The sequence below is a fragment of the Cellulomonas hominis genome, assembly GCF_014201095.1.
Taxonomy (GTDB): domain Bacteria; phylum Actinomycetota; class Actinomycetes; order Actinomycetales; family Cellulomonadaceae; genus Cellulomonas; species Cellulomonas hominis.
Map to the genome: position 1 here is coordinate 501,136 of NZ_JACHDN010000001.1, position 24,394 is coordinate 525,529.

Below are 24,394 nucleotides of genomic sequence, written 5' to 3' on the forward strand. Positions count from 1 at the left end.
GGCCTCGGGCTTCGTCGTCCGTCGAAGCGCTTCAACAATGGGGATGTCGTCACTGTAGTCAAGGCCGGTCGGCGATGTCCACGCGCGCGGGTCGGGAGGGCCGCCGGGCCCGCACAGGGCCGTCGAAGCGCTTGCGCGGATCACGCCGGCCGCCACGTCAGGCGGGCCGCGCCGGAGGGCGGGACGTCGACCGGCTGCACCTCCGCGCCGAACGCGACCTCGTGCACGCCGGCGGCCGCCGGGGTGAGGGCGGTGAGCGCCAGGTCCACCGGGCGGCCGTCGCGCCAGGCCAGGTCCACGCGCAGGCCGGGGCGGGCCAGCAGGCCGGAGACCCGACCGGACGCGAGCGCCGGCGGCAGCGCGGGCAGCAGCTCGAGGCGCCCCGCGTGGCTCTGCACCAGCGCCTCGGTCACCGCGGCGACCAGGCCGAGGTTGCCGTCCACCTGGTACGGCGGGTGCGCGGCGAACAGGTTCCGGTACAGCCCGCCGGCGTGCGGCCCGCGCGCGGCGTCCCAGGCCGGGCGCAGCGCGAGCGCCAGCAGGTCCTGGACCTTCGCCCCCTGCCCGAGCCGGGCGCGCAGCGCGGCCTTCCACGCCAGGGACCAGCCGGTCGAGTCGTCGCCGCGCCGGTCCAGGGTCGCGGACACCGCCGCGCGCAGGGCGTCGTCGGGGACCCCGTCACCCGGGTAGGCGAACAGCAGGTGCGAGACGTGCCGGTGCTGCGGGTCCTCCTCGACGGCCCCCGGGTGCCACTCCCGCACGGTGCCGTCCGCGTCGACCCGCGGCGGGGCCACCCGCGGGCGCGCCGCGGCGATCTCGGCGAGCACCGGGTGGTCCGCGCCGAGGTCCCGCGCGAGGGCGGTCACCGTGTCGAGGACCTCCCCGACCAGCGCGCGGTCCATGCCGGTCCCGGCGGTCAGCGCGGCGGGGCCGTCGGGCGTGACGAAGCGGTTCTCCGGCGACGTCGACGGCCAGGTCACGAGCGAGCCGTCCGGGCCGGGCTCCAGCAGGTCGAGCAGCGCCTCCGCGGCGCCCACCGCGACCGGCCACAGCCGCCGCAGCCACGCCTCGTCCGCCAGCCCGTACCGGCGGTGCTCGTCGAGCTGCCGCACCAGCCACGCCCCGCCCACCGGCCACAGCGCCCACGAGGCGTCGCCGGCCGTCGGGTAGGGGTTCGCCCACGCGTCGGTGTTGTGGTGCGCGACCCAGCCGCGCGCGCCGTACAGCCGCCGGGCGGCGTCCCGCCCCCGGTCCGCGAGCGCCGTCACGAGGTCCAGCAGCGGCTCGGCCGCCTCCGGCAGCGCGACGGGCAGGGCCGGCCAGTACGCCATCTGCGTGTTGATGTTCAGCGTGTACGCCGACGACCACGGCGGGCGCAGGTCGTCGTTCCACAGGCCCTGCAGCGTCACCGGGAGGCCGCCGGGGCGGGACGCGGAGGACAGCAGGTAGCGGCCGTGGTCGACCAGGAGCGCGAGCAGGTCGGGGTCGGCGGCGAGCGGGCCGCCGGGGTGCGCGGCGGCGCGGCGGACGCGCTCGTCGGTCGGGAGGTCGCGGGGGTCGCGGGGGTCGCCCGGGCTGCCGGGGTCGGGCGCGACGGCCTGCCCCAGGTCCAGCACGAACCGGTCCGCCAGCCCGTGCCGGTCGGCCAGGTGCCGCTCGCGCAGCGCCCCCACCCCCCGGTCCAGTGCGGCACCGACGCGCTCGGCGGCGGCCCGGGCGGCGTCGGTCGCGGTCCCCCGCGGCGGGCGGCCGGGACCGTCGAAGGTGGTCGCGGTCGCGAGGACGAGCAGCAGGTCCTGCACCCCGCGCAGCACCACGGCCCCGTCGCCGTCCGCCGCCGCGACCCCGTCGTGCCGCCACCCCGCGACGACCGCGCCGGCGAGCGGCTCGACGCCCGGCACGTCCCAGGTCAGCCCGGGCTCGTCGGGCTCGTGCCCGGGGGCGACGTCGGCCGGCAGGTCCAGGAGCAGCTCGGCGCCGCCGGGGCGCACGGCCGGGCCGGCGGACCGCAGCGGGGTGCCGAGCGCCACCCGTAGGTCGACGGGCCCGTCGCTGCGCAGCACGTGCACCAGCACCCCGTCGGGCGCGCTGACGAACGTCTCGTGCGCGAGGGCGCCGTCGTCGGCCGCGACGTGGTGGGTCGCGTCGCGCAGCACGAGCCGGCGGCGGAAGCCGCCCGCGCCGGGGTCGTGGTGGGTCGCGACGTCGAGCGTCAGGTCAGCGAACGGCAGGAACGCCTGGACGTAGTCGCCCTGCAGCGCCGCGACGGCCCGCTCGGCGTCGACGTGCCGGCCGGCGGCGACCAGCGACCGCGCCCGGGCCCGGGCGGTCTCGGCCACCGCGGGGTCCACCAGCCCGCGCCGGGCCGCGCTGCCGACGCCGCCGGACCAGCCGGCGCCGTCGGTGAGCTGCAGGTGCACCCGGCGCGGACCGGCGAGCACCATCGCGCCCGTCCGGCCGTTCCCGAGCGGCAGGCCGTCGAGCCAGTCGGCGGCGGGCCGGTCGTACCGGAGCTCGCGCCCCGGCCCGGTCGGCCCGGCCGACCCCGCCGCCGCGGTGCCGCGCGCCATCCCGCTCAGAACCGCACGCCGCCGGCGGCCAGGCCCGACCGCCAGTACCGCTGCAGCGACACGAAGATCACGATGATCGGGATGATCGAGATCAGCGCGCCGATGATGACGAGCGACTGCAGGCCCGGGATCGTGATGGCGGCCTGGCTCCAGCCGGACAGGCCGACCGTGACCGGCTGCAGGCGCGTGTCGGTCAGCACGAGCAGCGGCAGCATGAACGAGTTCCACGAGCCGATGAACGCGAACAGCAGGATCGTCACCGCGCCGGGGCTGAGCAGCTTGAGCGAGATGGACCGGAAGGTCCGCCACTCGTTCGCGCCGTCGAGCCGCGCCGCCTCGAGGAGCTCCATCGGGACGCTGGACTGCGCGTAGACGAACCCGAGCATGACGCCGAACGGGTACACCAGGCTCGGCAGCAGGACGCCGAGCATCGTGTTGTTCAGGCCCATCTCGACCAGCAGCACGTAGATCGGCTGCGCGAGCACGGTCTGCGGGATGAGCATCGAGCCGAGCACCGCGGCCAGGACGATGTTGCGGCCCTTGAAGCGGTACATCGCGAGCGCGTACCCGGAGATGACCGAGATCGCCGTCATGAGGATCGAGCCGACCCCGGAGTAGATCACCGAGTTGCCGAGCCAGCGCCAGAAGATGCCGTTGTCCCGCGCGGTGAGGTCCCGCAGGTTGTCGATCAGGTGGAAGTCCGCGAACCAGAAGCCCGGCGTCGAGAACAGCTGGCCGGTGCTCTTGGTGGACGCGACGATCAGCCAGTAGACCGGCACCAGGAAGTACACGGCCGTGATGATCATGACGACCCAGCCGAGGGCCCGGGCGCGGCGGCTGGGCCGCTCCCCCTCGGCGGTCGCCTTCGGGAGCACCGACCGGGTGGCGGCCGGGGCCGGCGGCGTCGTCGGGGCGAGCGTGGGCGCGGTCATCGGGCACCGCCCTTCCTGCGGTTGGACAGCGCGGAGACCGTGACCGACAGGACCATCGTGGCGATGCCGAGGATGACCGCCATCGCGGACCCGAGGTTGATGTTCCCGCCGAGCGTCGTGGCCGAGAAGATCGACATGTTCGGCGTGTAGGAGCCGGAGATGTTCGACGTGATCGACCGCAGCGTCATCGGCTCGTTGAACAGCTGCAGCGTGCCGATGATCGAGAACAGCGTGGTCAGCAGCACCGCCGGCATGATCTGCGGCAGCTTGATCTGCAGGGCGAGCCGGAGCTCGCTGGCGCCGTCCATGCGCGCGGCCTCGTACATCTCGCGCGGCACGGTCTGCAGCGACGAGAAGATGATGATCATGTTGACGCCGGTCACGGACCAGACGCCGACGTTCGCCAGCGACCACAGCACGGTGCCCGGCGCGAGGAACTGCGGGTCCATGCCGAGGCTGCGCAGTCCCTCGACGATCGGGCTCACGCGCGGCTGGTAGAGGAAGCCCCAGACCAGCGCCGCCACGACGGACGGGACGGCGTACGGCAGGAACACCGACAGCTGGAAGAACCGCTTGCCGCGCACGACCGCCGAGTCGAACAGCAGCGCGAGGCCGATCGCGATCGCGAGCATGATCGGCACCTGGACCACGCCGTACAGCAGCACACGGCCGAAGCTCTCCACGAACGCGGAGTCGCCGAACGCCTGGACGTAGTTGTCGAAGCCGACGAAGCCCTCCTCGCCGCCCCCGAACCCGAGGCCGCTGCGCTGCACCGCGAAGAAGCTCTTGTAGAGCGCGATGAAGATCGGCAGCACCAGGAACACGAGGAACAGGACGACGAACGGGGCCAGGAAGAGGTACGGGGCGGCCCGCAGCCCCCCGCGGCCGCGGGTGCGGCGGCGGGGGGCTGCGGTCCCTGCGGAGAGGGTGGTCACTCGTTGACCTCGAGGCCCATGTCGGTCAGGTCCTTCACCGTCTTGGCCTGGACCTGGTCCAGGGCCTCCGCGAAGGTGATCTGGCCGTTGCCGACCTGGGCGAACGCGTCCTTGAGGTAGTTCTGCGTCAGGTCGTAGGTCGGGCCGTCGACCCAGGAGCCCGGCACGGTCGCCGCCGCGTCGGCGAACACCTGGTTGACGACCTGGCCGCCGAAGTACGGGTCCTCGACCAGCAGGTCCGCGTTCTCCTGGCCGACCGTCGCGGACGGGAAGACGCCGCCGGAGATCAGGGCGGACGTGCCCTCCTCGGTCGCGTTCAGCCAGCTGATGAACTCGACGGCCTCGGCGACGTGCTCGGTGCCGCGCGGCACGACGTTCACGGAGCCGCCGGACTCACCCGCCGCCTCGGAGCCCGAGAACGTCGGCGTCGGGGCGATGCCCCACTTGCCGGTCAGGTCCGCGGCGCTCTCCTTGAGCAGGGCCGGGAACCAGGCGCCGTAGTTGATCGTCGCGATCGTGCCGGCGTTCACCTCGGCCCAGTACTCCGGGGTCCACATCTCGACGACCTTGACCAGGTCCTCGTCCAGCAGCGTCTGCCAGATCGCGGCGACGTCCTGGGACGCGTCGTCGTTCACCGTCACCGACCAGGCGCCGTTCTCGATGCCGAACCAGGAGCCGCTGTTCTGCCAGACGGACTGGATCCAGAAGCCGGCCTCGTTCGGGGAGAACTGGGCGATGTAGACGTTCGGGTCCGCGGCCTTGAGCGCGCGAGCGGCCTCGAGGTACTCGTCCCAGGTGGTCGGCACGTCGATGCCGTACTGCTCGAACAGGTCCGTGCGGTACAGCAGACCGGACGGGCCGGAGTCCTGCGGCACGGCGTAGACCTTGCCGTCGAACACGACGGAGCCCCACGACGACGGGGTGAAGTCGTCCTCGAGCTCGCCGGCGTACTCGGTGATGTCCGTGAGCCGGTCGTTGATGATGTGGCCCGGCAGGGAGTGCGACGACATCTGCACGACGTCGGGGGCGGTGCCGGCGTCGATCGCGGCGGGGATCTTGTCGCCGTCGTCGCCGGTCATCCGGAAGAACTCGACCTGGATGTCGGGGTGCGCCTCGTTCCACGTGGCGACCGTCTCCTCCAGCCCGGGGACCCAGCCCCAGAACTCGAGGTTCACGGTCTCGCCGCTGCCCTCGCCGCCGCCACCCGCGGTGTCGTCACCGCCGGAGCAGGCCGTCAGGGCCAGGCTCAGCGCACCGACCGCGGCCGCGGCGCCCAGGGCCCGCTTGTTCCACCGAAAAGCCATCGTTGGCGTTCCTCTCCTCGTGGCGCCACCCACCGGTGGCTCGGACCGCGGACGGACCCGGCGCCGTCCACGTACGGTCCTGCGAGCGCACTCCCCCTCCGCGCGGAAGCGCTTCGATGTCGAGTCGACCCCCATGCGCGCGGCGCCTCAGCGGCCCGTGCGCGCGGACAGGGGGCAGGACGAGCGCGGATACCGGGCGATCACGAGGGGACGGCGGCACGCGGTGGCGGCCTTGTCGTCCTCGAACTTCGCCATCAGTGGTCTCCGTCGTCCCGTGTCGCGCAAGCGCTTCGATGATCTCGCGGACGCGACACTATGCGCTGGGTGACGCGCGTGACAAGTCGGGCGCGGTGACCTGCGGAAACGCGGTGGGAGCGCGCCCACGCGTGCGCGCACGCGCTTCGACGCCTGCGGCCCTCGCACCCCGACCCCCTGCGGCCCTGCACCCGCCCCCCGCACCCCGCACCCGCGTCCCGCACCCGCGCCCCGCGCCCCGCACCCGCGTCCCGCACCCGCGTCCCGCACCCCGCACCCCGCACCCCGGCGAGACTGCAGGATCCGCCTGCGCAACGACCCTCGAGACGCGCGGATCCTGCAGTCTCGCCGTCCTCCTCCGCCCGCCCGCCCGCACCGCCCGCCCCGCCCGCGACACCGAGGTGGCAGAAGATGCGGGGTTCAGCAGCCCGACGCCCGCATCTTCTGCACTCTCGCCGCCCGGCCGTCCCCGGGCAGCACGACGAGACGGCAGCACCCGGGTTCCCACGCCGCGGGACCCCGGGGTACTGCCGTCTCGTCGTCAGGCGCCCCTCAGGGCAGCGGCAGCTCCAGGACGGGGCCGCGGGCCGCGGTCGGGCGGCCCAGGGCCACCGCGGCCGACCACGCGGCCGGCACGTCGCCCGAGGCCTCGACCCGGGCGACACCCCCCGCGTACGTCACCCGGAACACCGCCTCCCCGCCGGACGGCCGCGCGATCCGGGTCTCGGACGCGTGCCCGTCGGCCAGCCCGAACAGCCGCAGGGTGACCCCCTCGGCGTGGTCGTAGTCCGGCCGGTCGGTCCGCGCGCCGACCGGCAGCACCGTCCCGGGCCGCACGAGCACGGGCAGCGAGTCGAACCCGTGCCGCTGCCGGTGCCACCGCGGGCCCTCGACCACGGAGCCGTCGAGCAGCGACGTCCACGCGCCCTCGGGCACGTACACGTCCACGTCCCCGGCCGCCGAGAACACCGGCGCGACCAGGACGGACGGCCCCAGCAGGTACTGCGTGTCCACCGTCGCGGCGCCGGGCTCGTCGGGGAACTCCAGCACCATCGGCCGCATGGCCGGCAGCCCCTCGGCGTGCGCCTGGCGGCCGACCGCCGACAGGTACGGCATGAGCGACAGCTTGAGCTCGGTGAACCGCTGCGTGACCTTGACCGACTCCTCGTCGAACGCCCACGGCACCCGGTAGGAGTCCGAGCCGTGCAGCCGGGAGTGCGAGGACAGCAGCCCGAACGCCAGCCAGCGCTTGAACACCGCTGCGTCGGGGGTGCCCTCGAAGCCGCCGATGTCGTGCGACCAGAACCCGAAGCCCGAGGACGCGAGCGACAGCCCGCCGCGCAGCGACTCGGCCATCGACACGAACGTCGACTCGCAGTCCCCGCCCCAGTGCACCGGGAACTGCTGGCCCCCGGCGGTCGCGGACCGCGCGAACAGCACCGCCTCGCCCTCCCCGCGCACCTCGGTCAGGACGTCGAACACCGCCCGGTTGTACAGGTGCGTGTAGTAGTTGTGCATCCGCTCGGGGTCGGAGCCGTCGTGCCAGACGACGTCGGTCGGGATCCGCTCGCCGAAGTCGGTCTTGAAGCAGTCGACCCCCATGGCGAGCAGCGCGCGGAGCTTGCCCTGGTACCAGGCGACGGCGTCCGGGTTGGTGAAGTCGACCAGCGCCATGCCGGCCTGCCACTTGTCCCACTGCCAGACCGACCCGTCGGCGCGCGTGACCAGGTACCCGTGCGCCCGGCCCTCGTCGAACAGGTGCGAGCGCTGGGCGATGTACGGGTTGATCCAGACGCACACCTGCAGGTCGCGGTCGTGCAGCCGGGTCAGCAGCCCCTCCGGGTCCGGGAACGTGCCCGGGTCCCACACGAAGTCGGACCAGTGGAACCGGCGCATCCAGAAGCAGTCGAAGTGGAACACCGACAGCGGCAGCCCGCGCTCGGCCATCCCGTCGATGAACGACATGACCGTCGACTCGTCGTACTCGGTGGTGAACGAGGTCGACAGCCACAGCCCGTACGACCAGTCCGGCACCCGCGCGGGACGCCCGGTCAGCGCGGTGTACCGGCGCAGCACGTCCTTCGGGTCGGGCCCCGCGATGACGTAGTACCGCAGGCGCTGGCCGGCGACGCTGAACTGCGTCCGCGACACGACCTCGGAGCCGATCTCGAACGAGACGTGCCCGGGGTGGTCGACGAACACGCCGTAGCCCGCGTCGGTCAGGTAGAACGGCACGTTCTTGTACGCCTGCTCCGAGGACGTGCCGCCGTCCGCGTTCCACACGTCGACGGACTGGCCGTTCTTGACGAACGCGGTGAACCGCTCGCCCAGCCCGTACACGTGGTCGCCGACGCCGAGGTCGAGCTGCTCGCGCACGAAGTGCCGGCCCTCGGCGTCGGTCACGAGGCCCACGCCCCGGGACGTCGCGCCGGTGACGACCCGGCCGTCGACCTCGACCTCGAGCGCCCACTCCCCCGCGGTCGAGACCCGGGCGGTGAGGTTGCCGGTGGTCAGGCTGGCCCGCGGGTCCTCGGCGGTCGGCCCCGCCACGACCACGTCCGGCCGGGCGTCGGCCACCGCGAACGCCGGCCCGGGGTCGACGCCGCCCCGGTGGCCCTCGATCGTCACCCCGAGCACGCCCTCGGCGGGCGAGTCGAGCGTGATCGTCACGAGCGGGTGGTTGAGGGTGTCGCCGCGGGTGACGAGCCGGCGGGTGCCGGCGTAGGCGGTCAGGCCGCGCTCGCCGAACACGACCTCGTCGACGGCGCGCGGCCGCAGGATGTCGACGCCCGGCAGGTTCTGCCAGTAGCCGTCGGTGAACTTCATGGGATGCGCGTCCTCACTTGACCGCGCCCGCGGTGATCCCGCGGGTCAGGGTCCGCTGGAAGATCAGGAAGAAGATGATCGCCGGGATCATCGAGACGAGGGCGCCCGCGTTCGTCGTGGGGGCGTCCATCATGCGGTCGCCCTGCAGGGACGCGAGGGCCACCGGGATCGTCTGGGTGGCGTTCGTGGTCAGCATGACCAGCGGGATGAAGAACTCGTTCCACGTCCAGATGAAGAAGAAGATCAGCAGCACGCTGAGCGTCGGCCGGACCACGGGGAACACGACGCCCCACAGCGTCCGCCACTTGCCGGCGCCGTCCAGGGCCGCCGCCTCGAGCAGCGCCTTCGGGAACGTGCCGAGCACCGAGGACAGCAGGTAGGTGCCGAACGCCGCCTGGATGACGGTGAAGATGATGATGACCGACCACTGGTTGTTCGACAGGCCGACGTCCTGCGCCATCTGGAACAGCGGGTAGACCAGCACCTCCTGCGGCAGCATGTTCGCCAGCAGGAACAGCGTGACGATCCACATCCGGCCCTTGACCCGGCCGACGCCGAGCGCGTACGCGGACAGCAGCGACAGCAGCGTCCCGAAGACCGCCACGGCGCCGGAGATCCAGATGGAGTTGACCAGCTTCTCCGGGAAGTTCACGCGGTCCCAGAAGTTGCGCAGGCCCTCGGTGTAGAACTCCGCAGGCCAGGACAGCGGGCCGTTCTGCGAGTAGTCGGCCGGCGCCTTGAAGGCGTTGAGCACCATGATGACGAACGGCACCATCATGACGACGGCCACGACCACGGCGGCCGCGAGCACGAACCAGCGGGCGGCGCCCCGGCGGTGCCGGCGGTCGGCCTCGGTGGCCTTCGCACGTGCGGGCCGGCGCGGGGTGCCGGACCCGACGGGAGCCGGCAGCGTCTCGATCGGGGCGGCCATCAGCGACCCTCCTCCTCACGGCGGGCGCTGCGTGCCTGCAGCACCATGATGACGACGGCCACGACGATGATGAGGACCGTCAGGACGTTCGCGATCGCGGCCCCGTAGCCGACCTTCGACTTGTCGAAGAAGTTCAGGTACGAGTAGTAGGACGGCACGAGCGTCGAGGACTCCGGGCCGCCGCGGGTCAGCACGTAGATCGGGCCGAACACCTTGAGCGCGGCCACGGTGCAGGTCAGCGTGATGACGAACGTCTCGGGCTTGATCTGCGGGAGCGTGATCGCCCGGAACCGGTGCCACCAGCCCGCGCCGTCCAGCTCGGCTGCCTCGTAGAGCTCGGGGTCGACCCGCTGCAGCGCGGACATGAAGATGACGACCGGGTAGCCGATCTGGATCCAGATGAGCACGAGCATCACGGTCGGCAGCGCGGTGTCCGTCGAGCCGAGCCAGTTGGGCGGGTCGGTGACGCCGAGCGACCGCAGGACGACGTTCACCGCGCCGGTCTGGGCGTTGAGGATCCAGTTCCACAGCACGCCGGCGACGGCGACCGGGAGGATCTGCGGCAGGTAGTACGTCGCCCGCAGCACCGACGCCACGCGCGGGCCGAACCGCTTGCCCAGCACGTCGAACAGCGTGGTCGCCAGCAGCAGGCCGATCAGGGTCGGCACGACGACCATCGCCAGGATCATCGCGATCGAGTTCCGGAACGACGTCCAGAACTGCTCGTCGGCCAGCAGGTCGGTGTAGTTGCCCAGCCCGTACCAGCGCAGCGGCGCGTTGCCGCCCTTCCACTTGTGCAGGCTGTACCAGATGTTCATCCCGAACGGGATGAGGATGACGACGGTGAACGCGATCAGCCCGGGCAGCAGGTACGGCAGGTACCCGATCCGGTCGCGGCGGGTGCGGCGGCTGCGCACCGGGGGGCGGTCGACGGTGGTCACTCAAGCTCCTCGAGGGGACGTCGGCCCCGGCCGGGCGGCGCACCGCGGCGCGCCGCCCGGCCGGGCTGGGCGAGGGTCAGCCCTCGAGCAGGTCCGTCTTGCCCGACTCGTAGGCGGAGGACAGGCCGTCCAGCACCTCGTCCGGGGTCTTGGACTGGTTGATCAGCGACTGGAACTCGCTGACGATCACGTCGTAGAAGCCCGGCACCGGCCAGTCGGGGTAGAACGCCAGGCCGTCGTCGCCGAGGATCGCCTCGAAGTTCTCCGTGAGCTCCTGGGTCTTCGGGTCGGTGATCGTCGAGGAGTCACCCGCGACCGGCAGGCCGCCCTTCTGGCCGAGGATCTCCTGCACCTCGGGGCGCAGCGTGATGTCGATGAACTCGTACGCGAGGTCCTTGTTCGCCGCGTTCTCCGGGACGACCCAGAGGTTGCCGGACGAGCCCGGGTGCATCGCGTTCTCCGGGAACAGCGCCTGGCCCCAGGTGAACGGGATCTCCTCGACGAGGCGGCCGAACCACCACGAGCCGGAGACCATCAGCGGGTAGGTGCCGTTGATGAAGGAGACGCCCATGTCCTCGGCGGTCAGCGCGGCGGAGTCCGCGGCGACGTAGCCGGCCTTGATCCACTCGTCCAGCTTCTCGGTGGCCTGCTGGAACGCGGCGTCGTGGAAGTCGACGTCCTCGGTGAACAGCTGGTACTGGTCGATGAGGTCGCGGTCGGCGTAGTGCAGCACGAGCTCGTACCAGAGCTGGCCCATCGGGTACTCGGACCCGGCGGTCGCGATCGGGGTGACGCCGTTGTCCTTGAACGTCTTGAGCACGTTCTCGAACTCGTCGAACGTCGTCGGCACCGCCAGGCCGTACTGGTCCAGCATGTCCTGGTTGTAGTAGACGCCGACGAACTCGCCGTAGTTCGGCACCCCGTACCAGTCGCCCGAGCCCATGAGGCCCTGCTCGTCGTACGTGGCGGTCGTCTGGATGGACGCAGGCAGCGTGTCGGCCCAGCCGCGCGACTCGGCCTCGTCGGTGAGCGGGGTCAGCAGGCCCTGGGAGGCGAGCTGGCCGGCGGTGGCGTTGCCCTTGTTGTACTCCATGACGTCCGGGACGTCGTCGCCGGTCAGGAAGATCTTGGCGTTCTTCTGGATCTGCTCGAACGTCTGGTTCTCGACGGTCACCGTGACGTCGGGGTTCTCGTCGGAGAAGATCTCGATGGCCTTGGCCCACGCCTGGCCCATCGCCGAGTCGTCGTTCTCGTAGTGCCAGATGGTGAGGGTGTCGCCGTCGCCGCCGCCCCCGCCGTCGCCGCCCGAGTCGCCGCCGCACGCCGCCAGGGCGAGCGGCAGGGCGAGCACCAGGGCGCCCGCCATGACCTTCTTGCGCTGTCCTGCCATCACACGTCCTCCTCGTCGAGTTCCTCTGTGTGGGTCCTTGCCGGGCGCCGGCGGGGTCGCCGGTGCCCGTCCCGGGTGGGGGTCTGGGGGTGGGCACCCGCGAGCGCGGGTTCCGGTGCCGGCACGGGGCCGGTGCTGCCGCAGTCCACGAGCCGGCACGGCAGCAGCGCGGGCGGCGGCGGGGTCCCGGTGTCCAGCAGGGCGAGCAGGGCGTCGACGCCCGCCCGGCCGAGCTGGGCACCCGGGGCGTGCAGGGTGGTGAGCGGCGGGACCGTCTGCCCGGACACCGCCGGGGACGACACCACCGCGAGCACGGACAGCTCCCGCGGCACCGCGATCCGGCGCGCGGCGAGCTCGGCGGCGACGCCGAACGTGGCGTCCTCGTTCATCGTGATGACGGCGGTGGGGGCCTCGTCCGCGGCCAGGAGCCCCGCCAGGGCGGCGCGGCCGCCGGCGACCGACTCGTCCGCGAAGACCTGGACGGGCGCCAGCCCGCGGTCCGTCATCGCGCGCTCGTACGCCGCGGCGGCCCGGACCGTCGGGCCGTGGCCCTCGGCGACCCGGTGCGCCGCGTGGTTGACGAACGCGATGCCCCGGTGGCCGAGGGCCGCGAGGTGCGCCACGGCGTCGCGCAGGGTGGCCTCGAAGTCGACGTCCACCGTGGGGAGCGGGCCGTCGTCCGCGGTCCGGCCGATGAGCGCGACGGGGACCCCCGCCGCCCGCAGCCCGCGGACCCGCACGTCGTCGAGGTGCACCTCCATGACGAGCACCCCGTCCGCGAGCCCCTGGCCGGCCACCTCGACGATCCCGGCCTCGTCGGCCACGCCGAACGGCCACAGCACGAGCTGGTAGCCCCGCTCCTGCGCGACCTGGGCGGCGCTGAGCACGAACTCGGCGGACGTGCGGCTCAGGCCGGAGGTGCCGACCGGGTAGGTCAGGGCCAGCACGCGGCTGCGGCGCGACGCGAGCCCGCGCGCCAGGGCGTTGCGGGTGTAGCCGAGCTCGTCCATCGCGGCGACGACGCGGGCGCGGGTGGCCGCGGAGACGGGGCGGGCGGACGTGAGGGTGGCCGAGACGGTGGAGAGGGCGACGCCGGCGCGGCGGGCGACGTCCTGCATGGTGACGACCACGGGTCCTGCCCTCCTCGGTGAGTGGCGGCGAGCTCTCGTCGATGAGAGTCGAAGCGCTTCGCGCGGTCGTCACTGTAGGCCCGCCGAAGGGGGTGCGTCCAGGGGTGGAGGTATCGAAATGGTCACGAGGTTGATCGAAGCGATTCGAGCGTGTGTGGGCGCCTACACGGCGTGTTCATGGGCCGTCGCGGGCGCTGCGGGCGGTCTGCGGTCGCCGCGGACGCCCACCTGGCGACTCAAATGTCGAAGCGTTTGCACACGCTGAGCGGCCCTTCGAGGCGCCCCGGGGCCACGCGCCGGGTGCCCCGGTCCCGCCGGACGGCCCGCCCCGGCCGCCCGGGTTGCCAGGCTCCGGCACACCCGCCGCGACCTGCGCGGACGCGGCCGCCCGCGCCACTACCCTGGGCGGATGGCGACCATCGGGGACGTGGCCCGGGCGGCGGGTGTCTCCGTCTCCACCGTGAGCTACGTGCTGAGCGGCAAGCGCACCATCTCGGCCCCCACCCGCGAGCGGGTGCAGCGGGCCATCGCGGACCTCGGCTACCGCCCGCACGCCGGCGCGCGGGCCCTCGCGTCGAGCCGGAGCAACGTCATCGCGCTGATGGTGCCGTTCCGCCCGGGCATCAACGTGCAGATCATCATGCAGTTCGTCGGCGGGGTCGTGACCACCGCGCGGGAGCACGACCACGACGTGCTCGTCCTGACCCAGGACGACCCGCAGGGCATGAACCGGGTCGCCGCGAGCTCGACGGCGGACGCGCTGATCGTCATGGACATCGAGGCGGACGACGCCCGGCTGCCGGCGCTGCGGTCGCTCACCCTGCCGAGCATCCTCATCGGCGTCCCGGACGACACCACGGGCCTGAGCTGCGTGGACCTGGACTTCGCCGGCGCGGGCCGGCTGGCGGTGCGGGAGCTCGCCCGGCACGGGCACCGCCGCGTGGCGCTGGTCGGGGCCTCCCAGGACCGGCTGGACCACCGCGCGAACTACGCGGTCCGGATGCGGCACGGCGTCCTCGACCAGGCCGCCACCAGCGGCGTCGAGGCGGCCGTCGTCCCGGCGGAGCCGACCTTCACGGGCGGTGCGCTCGCCCTGGACCGGGTGCTCGACGAGCACCCCGGCACCACGGGGCTCGTGGTGCACAACGAGGCGGCGCTCGGCGGCGTCCTGGCCCGGGCGGGTGAGCGCGGGCTCCACGTGCCGGACGACCTGTCGGTCGTGGCCGTCAGCCCCTCGGACATCGCCGCGGCGCTGCCCGTCCCCGTCTCCACCATCGAGGTCCCGGGGCACCGGATCGGGCGGATCGCGGTGGAGATGGTGATGGCGCGCCTCGGCGGGGAGGACCTCGCCGAGACGCGCCTGGTCGCGCCGACGTACACGGACCACGGGAGCGTCGCCCCCGTCGGCGCCTGACCGCGGGCCGGCCTCGCGGCGCCGGGCGCGCGGCACCGGGCGTGCGGCACCGGGCGCGCCGCGTCGACGAGGTCGAGGGTTCGCGACGGACCTCCGGCGTGTCGCGGGGGCGTGTCGCGCGGAACTCTCGACCTCGGCGGCGCCTCGCGTCGTCAGGCCGAGATCAGCGCGCCGCCCCGGTACACCGCGACGCACGCCAGGTCGGCGTCCGTGACCACCACGTCGGCGCGCCGGCCCACCGCCAGCGCGCCCAGGTCGGGGCGCCCGAGCACCTCGGCCGGGGTCGTCGCCGCCGAGCGCACGGCCGCGACGATCCCGACCCCCGCCCGCACGACGCTGCGCACGACGTCCAGCAGGTGCGCCGTGCCGCCGGCGATGGCGCCCGCCGTGCCGTCCTCGTTCCGCAGCCGCGCGACGCCGTCGCCGACCCGCACCGACATCGGGCCCAGCTGGTAGTCGCCGTCGGCCATGCCGGCCGCCGCCATCGCGTCGGTGACCAGCGCGATCGCGTCCGGTCCGACCAGGTCGAACACCGCGCGGACCGTGCCGTCGGCGAGGTGCGTGCCGTCCGCGACGAGCTCGACCACGAGGTCCCCGCGCGCCGCGGCCGCCAGGCACGCGGCGATCGGCCCGGGGTCGCGGTGGTGCAGCGGGCGCATGCCGTTGAACAGGTGGGTCGCGGTCGGCCGCGGCGACCGGCCCCGGCCCGCTCCCCCGCCCGCGGCGGTCCCCCGGCGGCCGCCGGCGAGCAGCGCGCGCGACCGGGCGACGGCCGCGTCCACCTGCTCGGACGCGGCGTCGGTGTGCCCGACGGACGGCACCGCGCCCGCGCGCACCAGGGCCGCGACGACGTCGTCCGCGCCCTCGCCGCCGTCCGCGACGCCCGGGACCTCGGGCGCGATCGTCATGGTCACGAGGTGTCCGCGGGCCGCCCGCGCGAGGTCGGTCACCAGCTGCGCGTCGCCCGCGAGCATGTCCGCCGGGTTCTGCGCGCCGCACCGGTCCGCGGACAGGAACGGCCCCTCGGCGTGGATGCCCGCCAGGTCCCCGGACTCCACCAGGTCCGCGAGCAGCGCCGCGCGGGCCAGCAGCACGTCGCGCGGGGCGGTGACGAGCGAGGCGACCAGGCTGGTCGTCCCGTGCCGGAGGTGCTCCCGCGCGGCGACCAGGGCCTCCTCGCGCGTCGTCGCGTCCGGGAAGCTCGCCCCGCCGCCGCCGTGGTCGTGGACGTCCACCAGGCCGGGCAGCAGGGTCGTGCCCGGCGCGGGGACCGGCGGCAGGTCGTCCGCCCACCGGGCCGGGAGCTGGGCGGCGGGGCCGACCCAGGCGATGCGCCCGTCCGCGAGGACCACCACCCCGTCGGGCAGCACCTCCGTCGGCGTCACCACCTCTCCGCGCAGGACGACGTCGGCAGGTGCGGTGTCAGCAGTGGTCACGCGCCCCATTCTGTCGCACCCGCGGGCCCGGCACCGGGACCCGCGTCCGGGGTCCCCCGCCCGGGCGGCCGGGCGTCAGAACAGGCGCGAGTCCACGTCGTCGACGCCCCGCATCGCGTCGTAGTCCAGGACCAGGCACGCGATGCCCCTGTCGGTGGCGAGAACCCGGGCCTGCGGCTTGATCTCCTGCGCCGCGAACACCCCCCGCACGGGCGCCAGCAGCGGGTCGCGGTTCAGCAGCTCGAGGTAGCGGGTCAGCTGCTCGACGCCGTCGATGTCGCCCCGCCGCTTGATCTCCACGGCGACGGTCGCGCCGGCGGCGTCGCGGGCCAAGATGTCCACCGGGCCGATCGCCGTGGGGAACTCGCGGCGGACCAGCGTGCTGCCGGCGCCGAGCACCTCGATCTGCGCGGCCATGAGCTCCTGCAGGTGCGCCTCGACGCCGTCCTTGACCAGACCGGGGTCGACGCCGAGGTCGTGCGCCGAGTCGTGCAGCACCTCGTGCACCTCGATGACGAGGCGGTCGTCGCTCTTCGCGTGCTGGACGGTCCACACCTGCGTCACGCCCCGCTCGGCGTCCTCGGCGGGCGCCTCCGACGTGCGCAGCGAGCACGGGGGGCTCATCCAGTTCAGCGGCTTGTACGAGCCGCCGTCGGAGTGCAGCAGCACCGAGCCGTCGGCCTTGACGACGACGAGCCGGGTCGCCAGGGGCAGGTGGGCGTTGAGCCGGCCGCTGTACCGGGCGGAGCAGCGCGCGACGAGCAGGCGCATCGGGGACTTCCTTCGAACGGGCGGGGCGGGCGGTCAGATGACCGTGTGCGGCACCGGCGGGGCCGCCTCGAGCCAGGACGTCAGCCCGGCGTAGGCCTCGCGGGTCATCGTGAGCTCGACCTCGTCCCCGGCGCCGACGCGGCAGCGCACGAGCAGGGGCCCCGCCGCGTCGTCGGGCCGCCCCGACGCCGCGCGGCGCTCCAGGACGGCGATCGCCCCGCGCGGCCAGACGTGCTCCGGGCGCGGGGCGAGCGAGCGCAGCCGCCACCAGTACAGGTGGCGCGCGCCGTAGTGCGCGATGCCGGGGACCCAGCGGCCCCGGGCGCGCAGGGCGCACGCGAACGACCCGACGCGCCGGGTCAGGCTGTGCCGGCGGGAGAACGCCAGCCCGGCCGCCACGAGGACGGCCAGGGCGAGCAGCAGCGCGACGAGGGCGACCTGGGTCCCGCTCACCGCCGGCCCGTCAGCGCGCCGACGTGCCGGAGGCCACCGCCTCGGCCGCGTCGACGACGACGGTCACCTGGTCGGCGTCGACGGACAGGAAGCCGCCCTCGACGGTCCAGCGGTGCACGGTGCCGCCGGCCTCGATCACCCGGACCTCCCCGTGCCGGAGCACGGAGAGGACCGGGGTGTGCCCGGCCAGGATGCCGATCTCGCCGTCCGAGGCGGGCGCGCTGACCTGGCGGGCCTCGCCGGACCAGATCGTGCCGTCGGTGTCGACCAGGTCGACCTCGAGCTGAGCCATGGGACTTCTGACCTCCTGGGGGGACGGGGTACGGGCGTGCGACGCGGACGTCAGACGCCGTACTCCTTCTGGATGCGGGCCCAGTTGCGCTCGAGGTCCTCGAGGCCACCGATGTTGAAGAAGGCCTGCTCGGCGATGTGGTCGAACTCGCCGTCCGCGATCTTCTTGAACGCCTCGACCGTCTCGGGCACCGGGACCGTGGAGCCCACGACGCCGGTGAACTTCTCGGCCATGTAGGTGTTCTGCGAGAGGAACTGCTGGATGCGGCGGGCGCGCGCGACGACCGTCTTGTCCTCCTCCGACAGCTCGTCGACGCCGAGGATCGCGATGATGTCCTGGAGCTCCTTGTTGCGCTGCAGGATCGACTTCACGCGGGTCGCGACGTCGTAGTGCTCCTGGCCCACGTAGCGCGGGTCGAGGATGCGGGACGTCGACGCCAGCGGGTCCACCGCGGGGTACAGACCGCGGGACGCGATCTCGCGGGAGAGCTCCGTCGTCGCGTCGAGGTGCGCGAACGTCGTGGCCGGGGCCGGGTCGGTGTAGTCGTCGGCCGGCACGTAGATCGCCTGCAGCGAGGTGATCGAGTGGCCGCGCGTCGAGGTGATGCGCTCCTGCAGGAGGCCCATCTCGTCGGCGAGGTTCGGCTGGTAGCCCACCGCGGACGGCATGCGGCCGAGCAGCGTCGACACCTCGGATCCGGCCTGGGTGAACCGGAAGATGTTGTCGATGAACAGCAGCACGTCCTGCTTCTGCACGTCCCGGAAGTACTCCGCCATCGTCAGGGCGGACAGGGCGACGCGCAGACGCGTGCCCGGCGGCTCGTCCATCTGGCCGAAGACGAGGGCCGTCTTGTCGAAGACGCCCGCCTCCTCCATCTCGACGATGAGGTCGTTGCCCTCGCGGGTGCGCTCGCCGACGCCGGCGAACACCGACACACCGCCGTGGTCCTGCGCGACGCGCTGGATCATCTCCTGGATGAGGACGGTCTTGCCGACGCCCGCGCCGCCGAACAGGCCGATCTTCCCGCCCTGGACGTACGGGGTGAGCAGGTCGATGACCTTGATGCCGGTCTCGAACATCTGGGTCTTCGACTCGAGCTGGTCGAAGGCCGGGGGCTTGCGGTGGATGGGCCAGCGCTCGGTGATCTCGAGCTTCTCGCCCTCCGCGAGGTTCAGCACGTCGCCGGTCACGTTGAACACGCGGCCCTTGGTGACGTCGCCGACGGGGACGCTGATCGGCGCGCCGGTGTCGGTGACCTGGGCGCCGCGCACGAGGCCGTCGGTCGGCTTCAGCGCGATGGCGCGCACGAGCGAGTCGCCGAGGTGCTGCGCGACCTCGAGCGTCATCGTGAACGACTGCTCGCCCTCGCCCTGGCCCGACATGTCGATGTCGACCGTGAGCGCGTTGTAGATGTCGGGGATCTGGTCCGCGGGGAACTCGATGTCCACGACGGGCCCGATCACACGGGCGACGCGGCCCACGCCCGGCGTGGCCGTGGTGTCCTTCGCGTCGACGGTGGTCGCGGTCATGTCTGCCTGCCTTCGGTCGTCCGCCGGGGAGCCGGCGGGCTGGGGTCGGTCGTGCTGTCGGTGCTCAGGAGGCGAGCGCGTCGGCGCCCGACACGATCTCGCTGATCTCCTGGGTGATCTCGGCCTGGCGGGCCTGGTTCGCCAGCCGCGTGTACATGCGGATGAGGTCCTCGGCGTTCTCCGTGGCCGTGTGCATCGCGCGCTGCCGGGCCGCGAGCTCGGACGCCGCGGCCTGCAGCAGGCACGCGAAGATCCGGGTCCGGACGTACCGCGGGAGCAGCGCGTCCAGCACCTCGGCCGCGTCCGGCTCGAAGTCGTACAGCGGGAGCACCTCGTGCTCGCCGGCGGGCGCGACGCCCTCGACGACCTCGAGGGGCAGCATCCGGATGACCTGCGGGCGCTGGCTCACCATGTTGACGAACTGCGTCGACACGATGTGCAGCTCCCCCACCCCGCCGTCCTCGGGCGCGGCGGCGAAGGCGTCGAGCAGCGTGCCCGAGATCTCCTCCGCCAGGTCGGACGTCGGGGCGTCGGACTGGCCGGTCCACGTCCCCGCGAGCTCGCGGTTCCGGAACCGGTAGTACGACTCCGCGCGGCGGCCGCTCACGTACAGCGCGACCTCCTTGCCCTCGCCCTCGAGCCGCTCGATCAGCCGCTCGGTCTCGCGGATGACGGACGCCGAGTAGGCACCCGCCATGCCGCGGTCCGAGGCGATGAGGAGCACCGCGACGCGGTGGGTGTCCGTGCGCTCCGCGAGCAGCGGGTGCCGGACGTCCGAGTGCGTCGCGACGGCCGAGACCGCCCGGGTGATGGCGCGGGCGTACGGCGACGCGGCGGACATCCGGTCCCGGGCGCGCCCGATGCGCGAGGCGGCGATCAGCTCCTGGGCGCGGAACATCTTCTTCAGCGCCTGGGTGGACCTGATGCGCTGCCGGTAGACGCGCTGCTGTCCGGCCATGCTCAGGCCTTCTTCTGCCGGACGATCTGCTCCTGCTCGACCGGGGTCTCCTCCTCGGGCGCCTCGGCGCCGATCAGCGGGCTGCCGTCGCCCTTGAGGAAGCCGTGGCGGAACTCGTCGACCGCGGCCGCGAGCTTCTCCTCCACGTCGTCGCCCAGCTTGCCGGACTCCGCGATCGTGCTCAGCACGTCGGTGTTCCGGCGCAGGTGGTCCAGCAGCTCGGACTCGAACCGGCGGACGTCCTCGACCGGCACGTCGTCCAGCTTGCCCTTGGTGCCGGCCCAGATCGACGCGACCTGGTCCTCGACCGGGAACGGCGAGTACTGGGGCTGCTTGAGCAGCTCCATGAGGCGGGCGCCCCGGGTGAGCTGCGCGCGGGACGCGGCGTCCAGGTCGGAGGCGAACATCGCGAACGCCTCGAGCGACCGGTACTGCGCGAGGTCCAGCTTCAGCGTGCCGGAGACCTGCTTCATCGCCTTGACCTGCGCGGCACCACCGACGCGGGACACCGAGATGCCGACGTCGACGGCCGGGCGCTGGTCCGCGTTGAACAGGTCGGACTGCAGGAAGATCTGCCCGTCGGTGATGGAGATGACGTTGGTCGGGATGTACGCCGAGACGTCGTTCGCCTTGGTCTCGATGAACGGCAGGCCGGTCATCGAGCCGCCGCCGAGCTCGTCGGACAGCTTCGCGCAGCGCTCCAGCAGGCGGGAGTGCAGGTAGAACACGTCGCCCGGGTACGCCTCGCGGCCCGGCGGGCGGCGCAGCAGCAGGGACACGGCGCGGTACGCCTCGGCCTGCTTCGACAGGTCGTCGAACACGATGAGGACGTGCTTGCCGCCGTACATCCAGTGCTGGCCGATGGCCGAGCCGGTGTACGGGGCCAGGTACTTGAAGCCGGCCGGGTCGGACGCCGGGGCCGCGACGATCGTCGTGTACTCGAGGGCGCCGGCCTCCTCCAGGGCGCCGCGGACCGCGGCGATGGTGGAGCCCTTCTGGCCGATGGCGACGTAGATGCAGCGGACCTGCTGGTCCGGGTCGCCCGTCTCCCAGTTGGCCTTCTGGTTGAGGATCGTGTCGATCGCGATCGCGGTCTTGCCGGTCTGGCGGTCGCCGATGACGAGCTGCCGCTGGCCGCGGCCGATCGGGATCATCGAGTCGATGGCCTTGATGCCGGTCTGCAGCGGCTCGTGCACCGACTTGCGAGCCATGACGCCGGGGGCCTGGAGCTCGAGGGCGCGGCGCGCCTCGGGCACGATCTCGCCCAGGCCGTCGATCGGCTGGCCCAGCGGGTCGACCACGCGGCCGAGGAACGCGTCGCCGACGGGCACCGACAGCACCTCGCCGGTCCGGCGGACCTCCTGGCCCTCCTCGATGCCGGTGAACTCACCGAGCACGATGACGCCGATCTCGCGGACGTCGAGGTTCAGGGCCAGGCCCAGCGTGCCGTCCTCGAAGCGCAGCAGCTCGTTCGCCATCGCGCCGGGCAGGCCCTCGACGCGGGCGATCCCGTCGCCGGCCAGGGTGACCCGCCCGACCTCCTCGGCGGCGGTGCCGGTCGGCTCGTACGTCGTGACGAAGCTGTCCAGCGCGGCGCGGATGTCCTCCGGCCGGATCTGCAGCTCGCTCATGGCATCTCTCCTGTCGTGTCGCACGCGTGCGGCGTGCGCTCCCACGTCTGTTCGGGGTCGGGCGCGGGGCCCGTCAGCTGGCCAGTCGTCGTCGGGCGTCCGCCAGCCGTGCGAGCACGGTCGCGTCGATCACCTCGGGGCCGACCTGCACGCGCAGGCCGCCCAGGACGTGCGGGTCCACCTGGACCTGCACCTGCATCTCGCGGCCGTAGGCCCGGCCGAGGATCTCGGCGAGCCGCAGCCGCTGGGCCGTGCCCAGGTCCGCCGCGCTGATGACCGTCGCGACCGTGCGGCTGCGCCGCTCGGCGATCAGGTCGGCGAGGTGGCCGAGCGTGGCGACGAACCGGCGGCCGCGCGGCGCCACGGCCGCCCGGCGCGCGAGCACCTGCGTCGCGGGCGCCCCGGCGCCGGCCAGCAGCCGGTCGACGAGCTGCCCGCGGGCCTCGGCGTGCACGGTGTCCTCGTACAGCAGGCGGCGCACCTCGCGCTGCCCCGCGAGGGCGCGGCCGATCCGGAACAGCTCGTCCTGGACCTGCTCGATCGTGCCGTCCGCCTCGGACGACGCGAGCACCGCCTCGTAGGCGAGGTGCTCGGCCGCGTCGGCGAGGTCGTCCTCCTCCGACCACCGCGACCGGACCAGGCCCTGCGCGGCCTCGACCACGCGCGGGTCGGCGGCGGTCAGCAGCCGGGCCACGAGCGCCGCCTTGGCGTCGCCCGCGGCCGACGGGTCGGTCAGGGTGCGCCGCAGCGAGCCGGACGAGTCCAGCGCGTCGACCAGCGCGAACAGCTGCTCGCCGAGCAGCCGCCCCTGCGTGCCGGCCTCGCGCAGCACCGGCTCGAACCGGCCCTCCGCGGCGGCCAGCGACGCCCGGCTCGTCCCTCGCATCAGTTCCCCTTACCCGCGGTGGCGGTCGTCTGGGCGTCGAGCTCGTCCAGGAAGCGGTCCACGACGCGCGTGCGCCGGGCCTCGTCCTCGAGCGACTCGCCGACGATCTTCGAGGCGAGCTGCGTGGCCAGGGAGCCCACGTCGGCGCGCAGCGAGACGGCGGCCTGCTGGCGCTCCGCCTCGATCTGCCGCTGCGCGTTCTCCGCGATGCGGGCGGCCTCGGCGGACGCCTTCTCGCGGGCCTCGGCGACGATCTGCCCGGCCTCGGCGCGCGCCTCCTCGCGGATGCGGGCGGCCTCGGTGCGGGCGTCCTGGAGCTGCTGCTCGTACTCGGCCTTGGCCGCGGCAGCCTCCTCCTGGGCGCGGGAGGCCTTGGCCAGCCCCCCCTCGATCTTCGCCGTCCGCTCGTCGAGCACCGCCTGGAACTTCGGCAGCACCAGCTTGTAGAAGACGACGCCGATGACCACGAGGACGACGGTCGACCAGAGGATGTCGTAGCCGGCCGGGACCAGCAGGCGCCAGCCCTCGACCTCCTCGGTCTCCGCGGCCAGGATGCTCGCCGCGGGGAGCGCGGCGGTGATCACGAGAAGAGGAAGCCGGTGATCAGGCCGAGGAGACCGAGCACCTCGACGAAGCCGATACCGATGAACATGGTCGTCCGGAGCTGGCCGGCGACCTCGGGCTGGCGCGCCATGCCCTCGACGGTCTTGCCGATCAGGATGCCGAGGCCGATGCCCGGGCCGAGCACCGCGAGGCCGTAGCCGACGGTCGCGATGTTGCCCGAGATGGCGTTCTCGGCCGCAAGGATGACGCTGGGGTCCGCGAGAAGAGACACGCTGTGCTCGTTCCTTCCGTTTGGCCACCGACCGGTCGGTGCGGTGGTCGTCTCAGTACCGGACGCCGGTGACGACGGCCGGGGAGTGCTGGGTCAGTGCTCGTCCTCGATCGACTGGCTGAGGTAGACGGCCGTGAGGACGACGAAGATGTACGCCTGCAGCGCCGCGACGAACACCTCGAAGAGGGTGATCGCGAAGCCGCCGGCGAGGGTCAGCGCACCGAAGGGCTTGAGCCCGCCGCTGGCCTCGAAGAGCAGGAACTGGGTGGCCGAGAAGCAGAGCACCAGCATGAGGTGCCCGGCGACCATGTTGGCCATGAGCCGGATCGCCAGGGTGACGGGCCGCAGGACGAACACCTGCAGGAACTCCACCGGCGTCAGCAGCACGTAGAGGAACGGCGGGACGCCCGGCGGGAACAGGCTGTTCTTGAGGAACCCGCCGACGCCGTGCGCCTTGATGCCGGCCGCGAGGTACATGACGTACACCCACAGGGCCAGCATCACGGGCAGGCCGATCAGCGAGGTGCCCGCGATGTTGAGCAGCGGGATCACACCGGTGATGTTGAACGCGAAGATCGCGAAGAACACGGTCGTCAGGAGGGCGACGTACCTGCCGGCCTTCTCCTTGCCGATGATGTCCTCGGCGACGTTGACGCGGACGAAGTCGAGCAGGATCTCGGCCATGTTCTGACCGCGGGTGGGCACGAGCTTCGCGCGGCGGGCCGCGATCACCATGAGGGTCAGCAGCACCGCGACGGCGACGAAGCGCACGACCTGGATGCGGTTGATCTCGAAGATCGTGCCCTCGAACCAGATGGCCGGGGGGAAGAACTCGGCGATCGACGGCTTGTGGAACCCGGACTCGCCTTCGGCAGCGAGCGGCAGGATCGTCGCAAGGCTGGACAGAGCAGTCTCCTGGGGTCGAAGGCTCCGGCGGGCAGTCCCTGGCGGGACGCGCCACGCCGGGACCCGGCC

The 24,394-nt window shown here is 73.2% G+C and carries 21 protein-coding genes; 1 reads left to right on the forward strand and 20 read right to left on the reverse strand.

The features are described 5' to 3' along the window. Positions 1–140: 140 nt before the first annotated feature. The 9 genes from HNR08_RS02360 to HNR08_RS02400 form a co-directional block, all read right to left on the reverse strand. Complete coding sequence (locus tag HNR08_RS02360; RefSeq protein ID WP_146839075.1) at positions 141–2,570, reverse strand: glycosyl hydrolase family 95 catalytic domain-containing protein; 2,430 nt, start codon at positions 2,568–2,570, stop codon at positions 141–143. A gap of 5 nt (positions 2,571–2,575) precedes the next feature. Continuing rightward, positions 2,576–3,502, reverse strand: coding sequence for a carbohydrate ABC transporter permease (locus HNR08_RS02365; protein ID WP_146839073.1), 927 nt, complete (start codon positions 3,500–3,502; stop codon positions 2,576–2,578). Beyond that, on the reverse strand, positions 3,499–4,437 hold the full coding sequence (locus HNR08_RS02370; protein WP_146839071.1) for a carbohydrate ABC transporter permease: 939 nt from the start codon (positions 4,435–4,437) through the stop codon (positions 3,499–3,501). The genes HNR08_RS02365 and HNR08_RS02370 overlap by 4 nt, the downstream gene beginning before the upstream one ends. Beyond that, positions 4,434–5,741: an ABC transporter substrate-binding protein gene (locus tag HNR08_RS02375; protein ID WP_168432259.1), complete on the reverse strand. Its 1,308-nt coding sequence runs from the start codon at positions 5,739–5,741 to the stop codon at positions 4,434–4,436. Before HNR08_RS02375 ends, HNR08_RS02370 begins: the two co-directional genes overlap by 4 nt. A gap of 807 nt (positions 5,742–6,548) precedes the next feature. After that, entirely contained in the window at positions 6,549–8,822 is a 2,274-nt protein-coding gene (yicI, locus tag HNR08_RS02380) for an alpha-xylosidase (RefSeq protein WP_146839067.1), read from the reverse strand. 13 nt (positions 8,823–8,835) lie between these two features. Beyond that, positions 8,836–9,753 (reverse strand): carbohydrate ABC transporter permease, encoded by a 918-nt coding sequence (locus HNR08_RS02385; RefSeq protein ID WP_146839065.1) that lies wholly within the window; start codon positions 9,751–9,753, stop codon positions 8,836–8,838. After that, entirely contained in the window at positions 9,753–10,694 is a 942-nt protein-coding gene (locus HNR08_RS02390) for a carbohydrate ABC transporter permease (protein WP_246803113.1), read from the reverse strand. Before HNR08_RS02390 ends, HNR08_RS02385 begins: the two co-directional genes overlap by 1 nt. A gap of 76 nt (positions 10,695–10,770) precedes the next feature. Beyond that, positions 10,771–12,084, reverse strand: a complete 1,314-nt coding sequence (locus HNR08_RS02395) for an ABC transporter substrate-binding protein (protein ID WP_221286297.1) — start codon at positions 12,082–12,084, stop codon at positions 10,771–10,773. Beyond that, the gene (locus tag HNR08_RS02400) at positions 12,084–13,214 is read right to left on the reverse strand and encodes a LacI family DNA-binding transcriptional regulator (protein WP_146839063.1); all 1,131 of its coding nucleotides are present in this window, start codon (positions 13,212–13,214) and stop codon (positions 12,084–12,086) included. Before HNR08_RS02400 ends, HNR08_RS02395 begins: the two co-directional genes overlap by 1 nt. A 409-nt stretch (positions 13,215–13,623) precedes the next feature. Between HNR08_RS02400 and HNR08_RS02405 the strand changes: the two genes are divergently transcribed. Further along, positions 13,624–14,628 (forward strand): LacI family DNA-binding transcriptional regulator, encoded by a 1,005-nt coding sequence (locus HNR08_RS02405; protein ID WP_183834759.1) that lies wholly within the window; start codon positions 13,624–13,626, stop codon positions 14,626–14,628. A gap of 152 nt (positions 14,629–14,780) precedes the next feature. On the opposite strand, the gene HNR08_RS02410 is transcribed toward HNR08_RS02405, so the two are convergent. The 11 genes from HNR08_RS02410 to atpB all read right to left on the reverse strand — a co-directional run bounded on the left by HNR08_RS02410 (position 14,781) and on the right by atpB (position 24,304). Beyond that, on the reverse strand, positions 14,781–16,073 hold the full coding sequence (locus HNR08_RS02410) for an N-acetylglucosamine-6-phosphate deacetylase (protein WP_146840503.1): 1,293 nt from the start codon (positions 16,071–16,073) through the stop codon (positions 14,781–14,783). Between the two features lie 66 nt (positions 16,074–16,139). Continuing rightward, positions 16,140–16,835 (reverse strand): endonuclease NucS, encoded by a 696-nt coding sequence (nucS, locus tag HNR08_RS02415; protein WP_146840502.1) that lies wholly within the window; start codon positions 16,833–16,835, stop codon positions 16,140–16,142. Positions 16,836–16,868: 33 nt separating this feature from the next. Then, positions 16,869–17,288, reverse strand: a complete 420-nt coding sequence (locus HNR08_RS02420) for a DUF2550 domain-containing protein (RefSeq protein ID WP_146840501.1) — start codon at positions 17,286–17,288, stop codon at positions 16,869–16,871. A gap of 10 nt (positions 17,289–17,298) precedes the next feature. Further along, positions 17,299–17,580 carry a F0F1 ATP synthase subunit epsilon gene (locus tag HNR08_RS02425; RefSeq protein WP_146840500.1) on the reverse strand — a complete coding sequence of 94 codons (282 nt, stop codon included), beginning with the start codon at positions 17,578–17,580 and terminating at the stop codon, positions 17,299–17,301. Positions 17,581–17,630: 50 nt separating this feature from the next. Next, complete coding sequence (gene atpD / locus HNR08_RS02430) at positions 17,631–19,109, reverse strand: F0F1 ATP synthase subunit beta (protein WP_146840499.1); 1,479 nt, start codon at positions 19,107–19,109, stop codon at positions 17,631–17,633. Positions 19,110–19,173: 64 nt separating this feature from the next. Next, entirely contained in the window at positions 19,174–20,067 is an 894-nt protein-coding gene (locus HNR08_RS02435) for a F0F1 ATP synthase subunit gamma (RefSeq protein ID WP_146840498.1), read from the reverse strand. Between the two features lie 2 nt (positions 20,068–20,069). After that, positions 20,070–21,698, reverse strand: coding sequence for a F0F1 ATP synthase subunit alpha (atpA, locus tag HNR08_RS02440; RefSeq protein ID WP_146840497.1), 1,629 nt, complete (start codon positions 21,696–21,698; stop codon positions 20,070–20,072). Between the two features lie 73 nt (positions 21,699–21,771). Continuing rightward, positions 21,772–22,584 (reverse strand): F0F1 ATP synthase subunit delta, encoded by an 813-nt coding sequence (locus HNR08_RS02445; protein WP_146840496.1) that lies wholly within the window; start codon positions 22,582–22,584, stop codon positions 21,772–21,774. Next, complete coding sequence (locus tag HNR08_RS02450) at positions 22,584–23,168, reverse strand: F0F1 ATP synthase subunit B (protein WP_371862412.1); 585 nt, start codon at positions 23,166–23,168, stop codon at positions 22,584–22,586. The genes HNR08_RS02445 and HNR08_RS02450 overlap by 1 nt, the downstream gene beginning before the upstream one ends. Then, positions 23,165–23,419 carry an ATP synthase F0 subunit C gene (gene atpE, locus HNR08_RS02455; protein WP_276509384.1) on the reverse strand — a complete coding sequence of 85 codons (255 nt, stop codon included), beginning with the start codon at positions 23,417–23,419 and terminating at the stop codon, positions 23,165–23,167. Before atpE ends, HNR08_RS02450 begins: the two co-directional genes overlap by 4 nt. Positions 23,420–23,512: 93 nt before the next feature. After that, positions 23,513–24,304 carry a F0F1 ATP synthase subunit A gene (atpB, locus tag HNR08_RS02460; RefSeq protein ID WP_146840505.1) on the reverse strand — a complete coding sequence of 264 codons (792 nt, stop codon included), beginning with the start codon at positions 24,302–24,304 and terminating at the stop codon, positions 23,513–23,515. Positions 24,305–24,394: the final 90 nt, after the last annotated feature.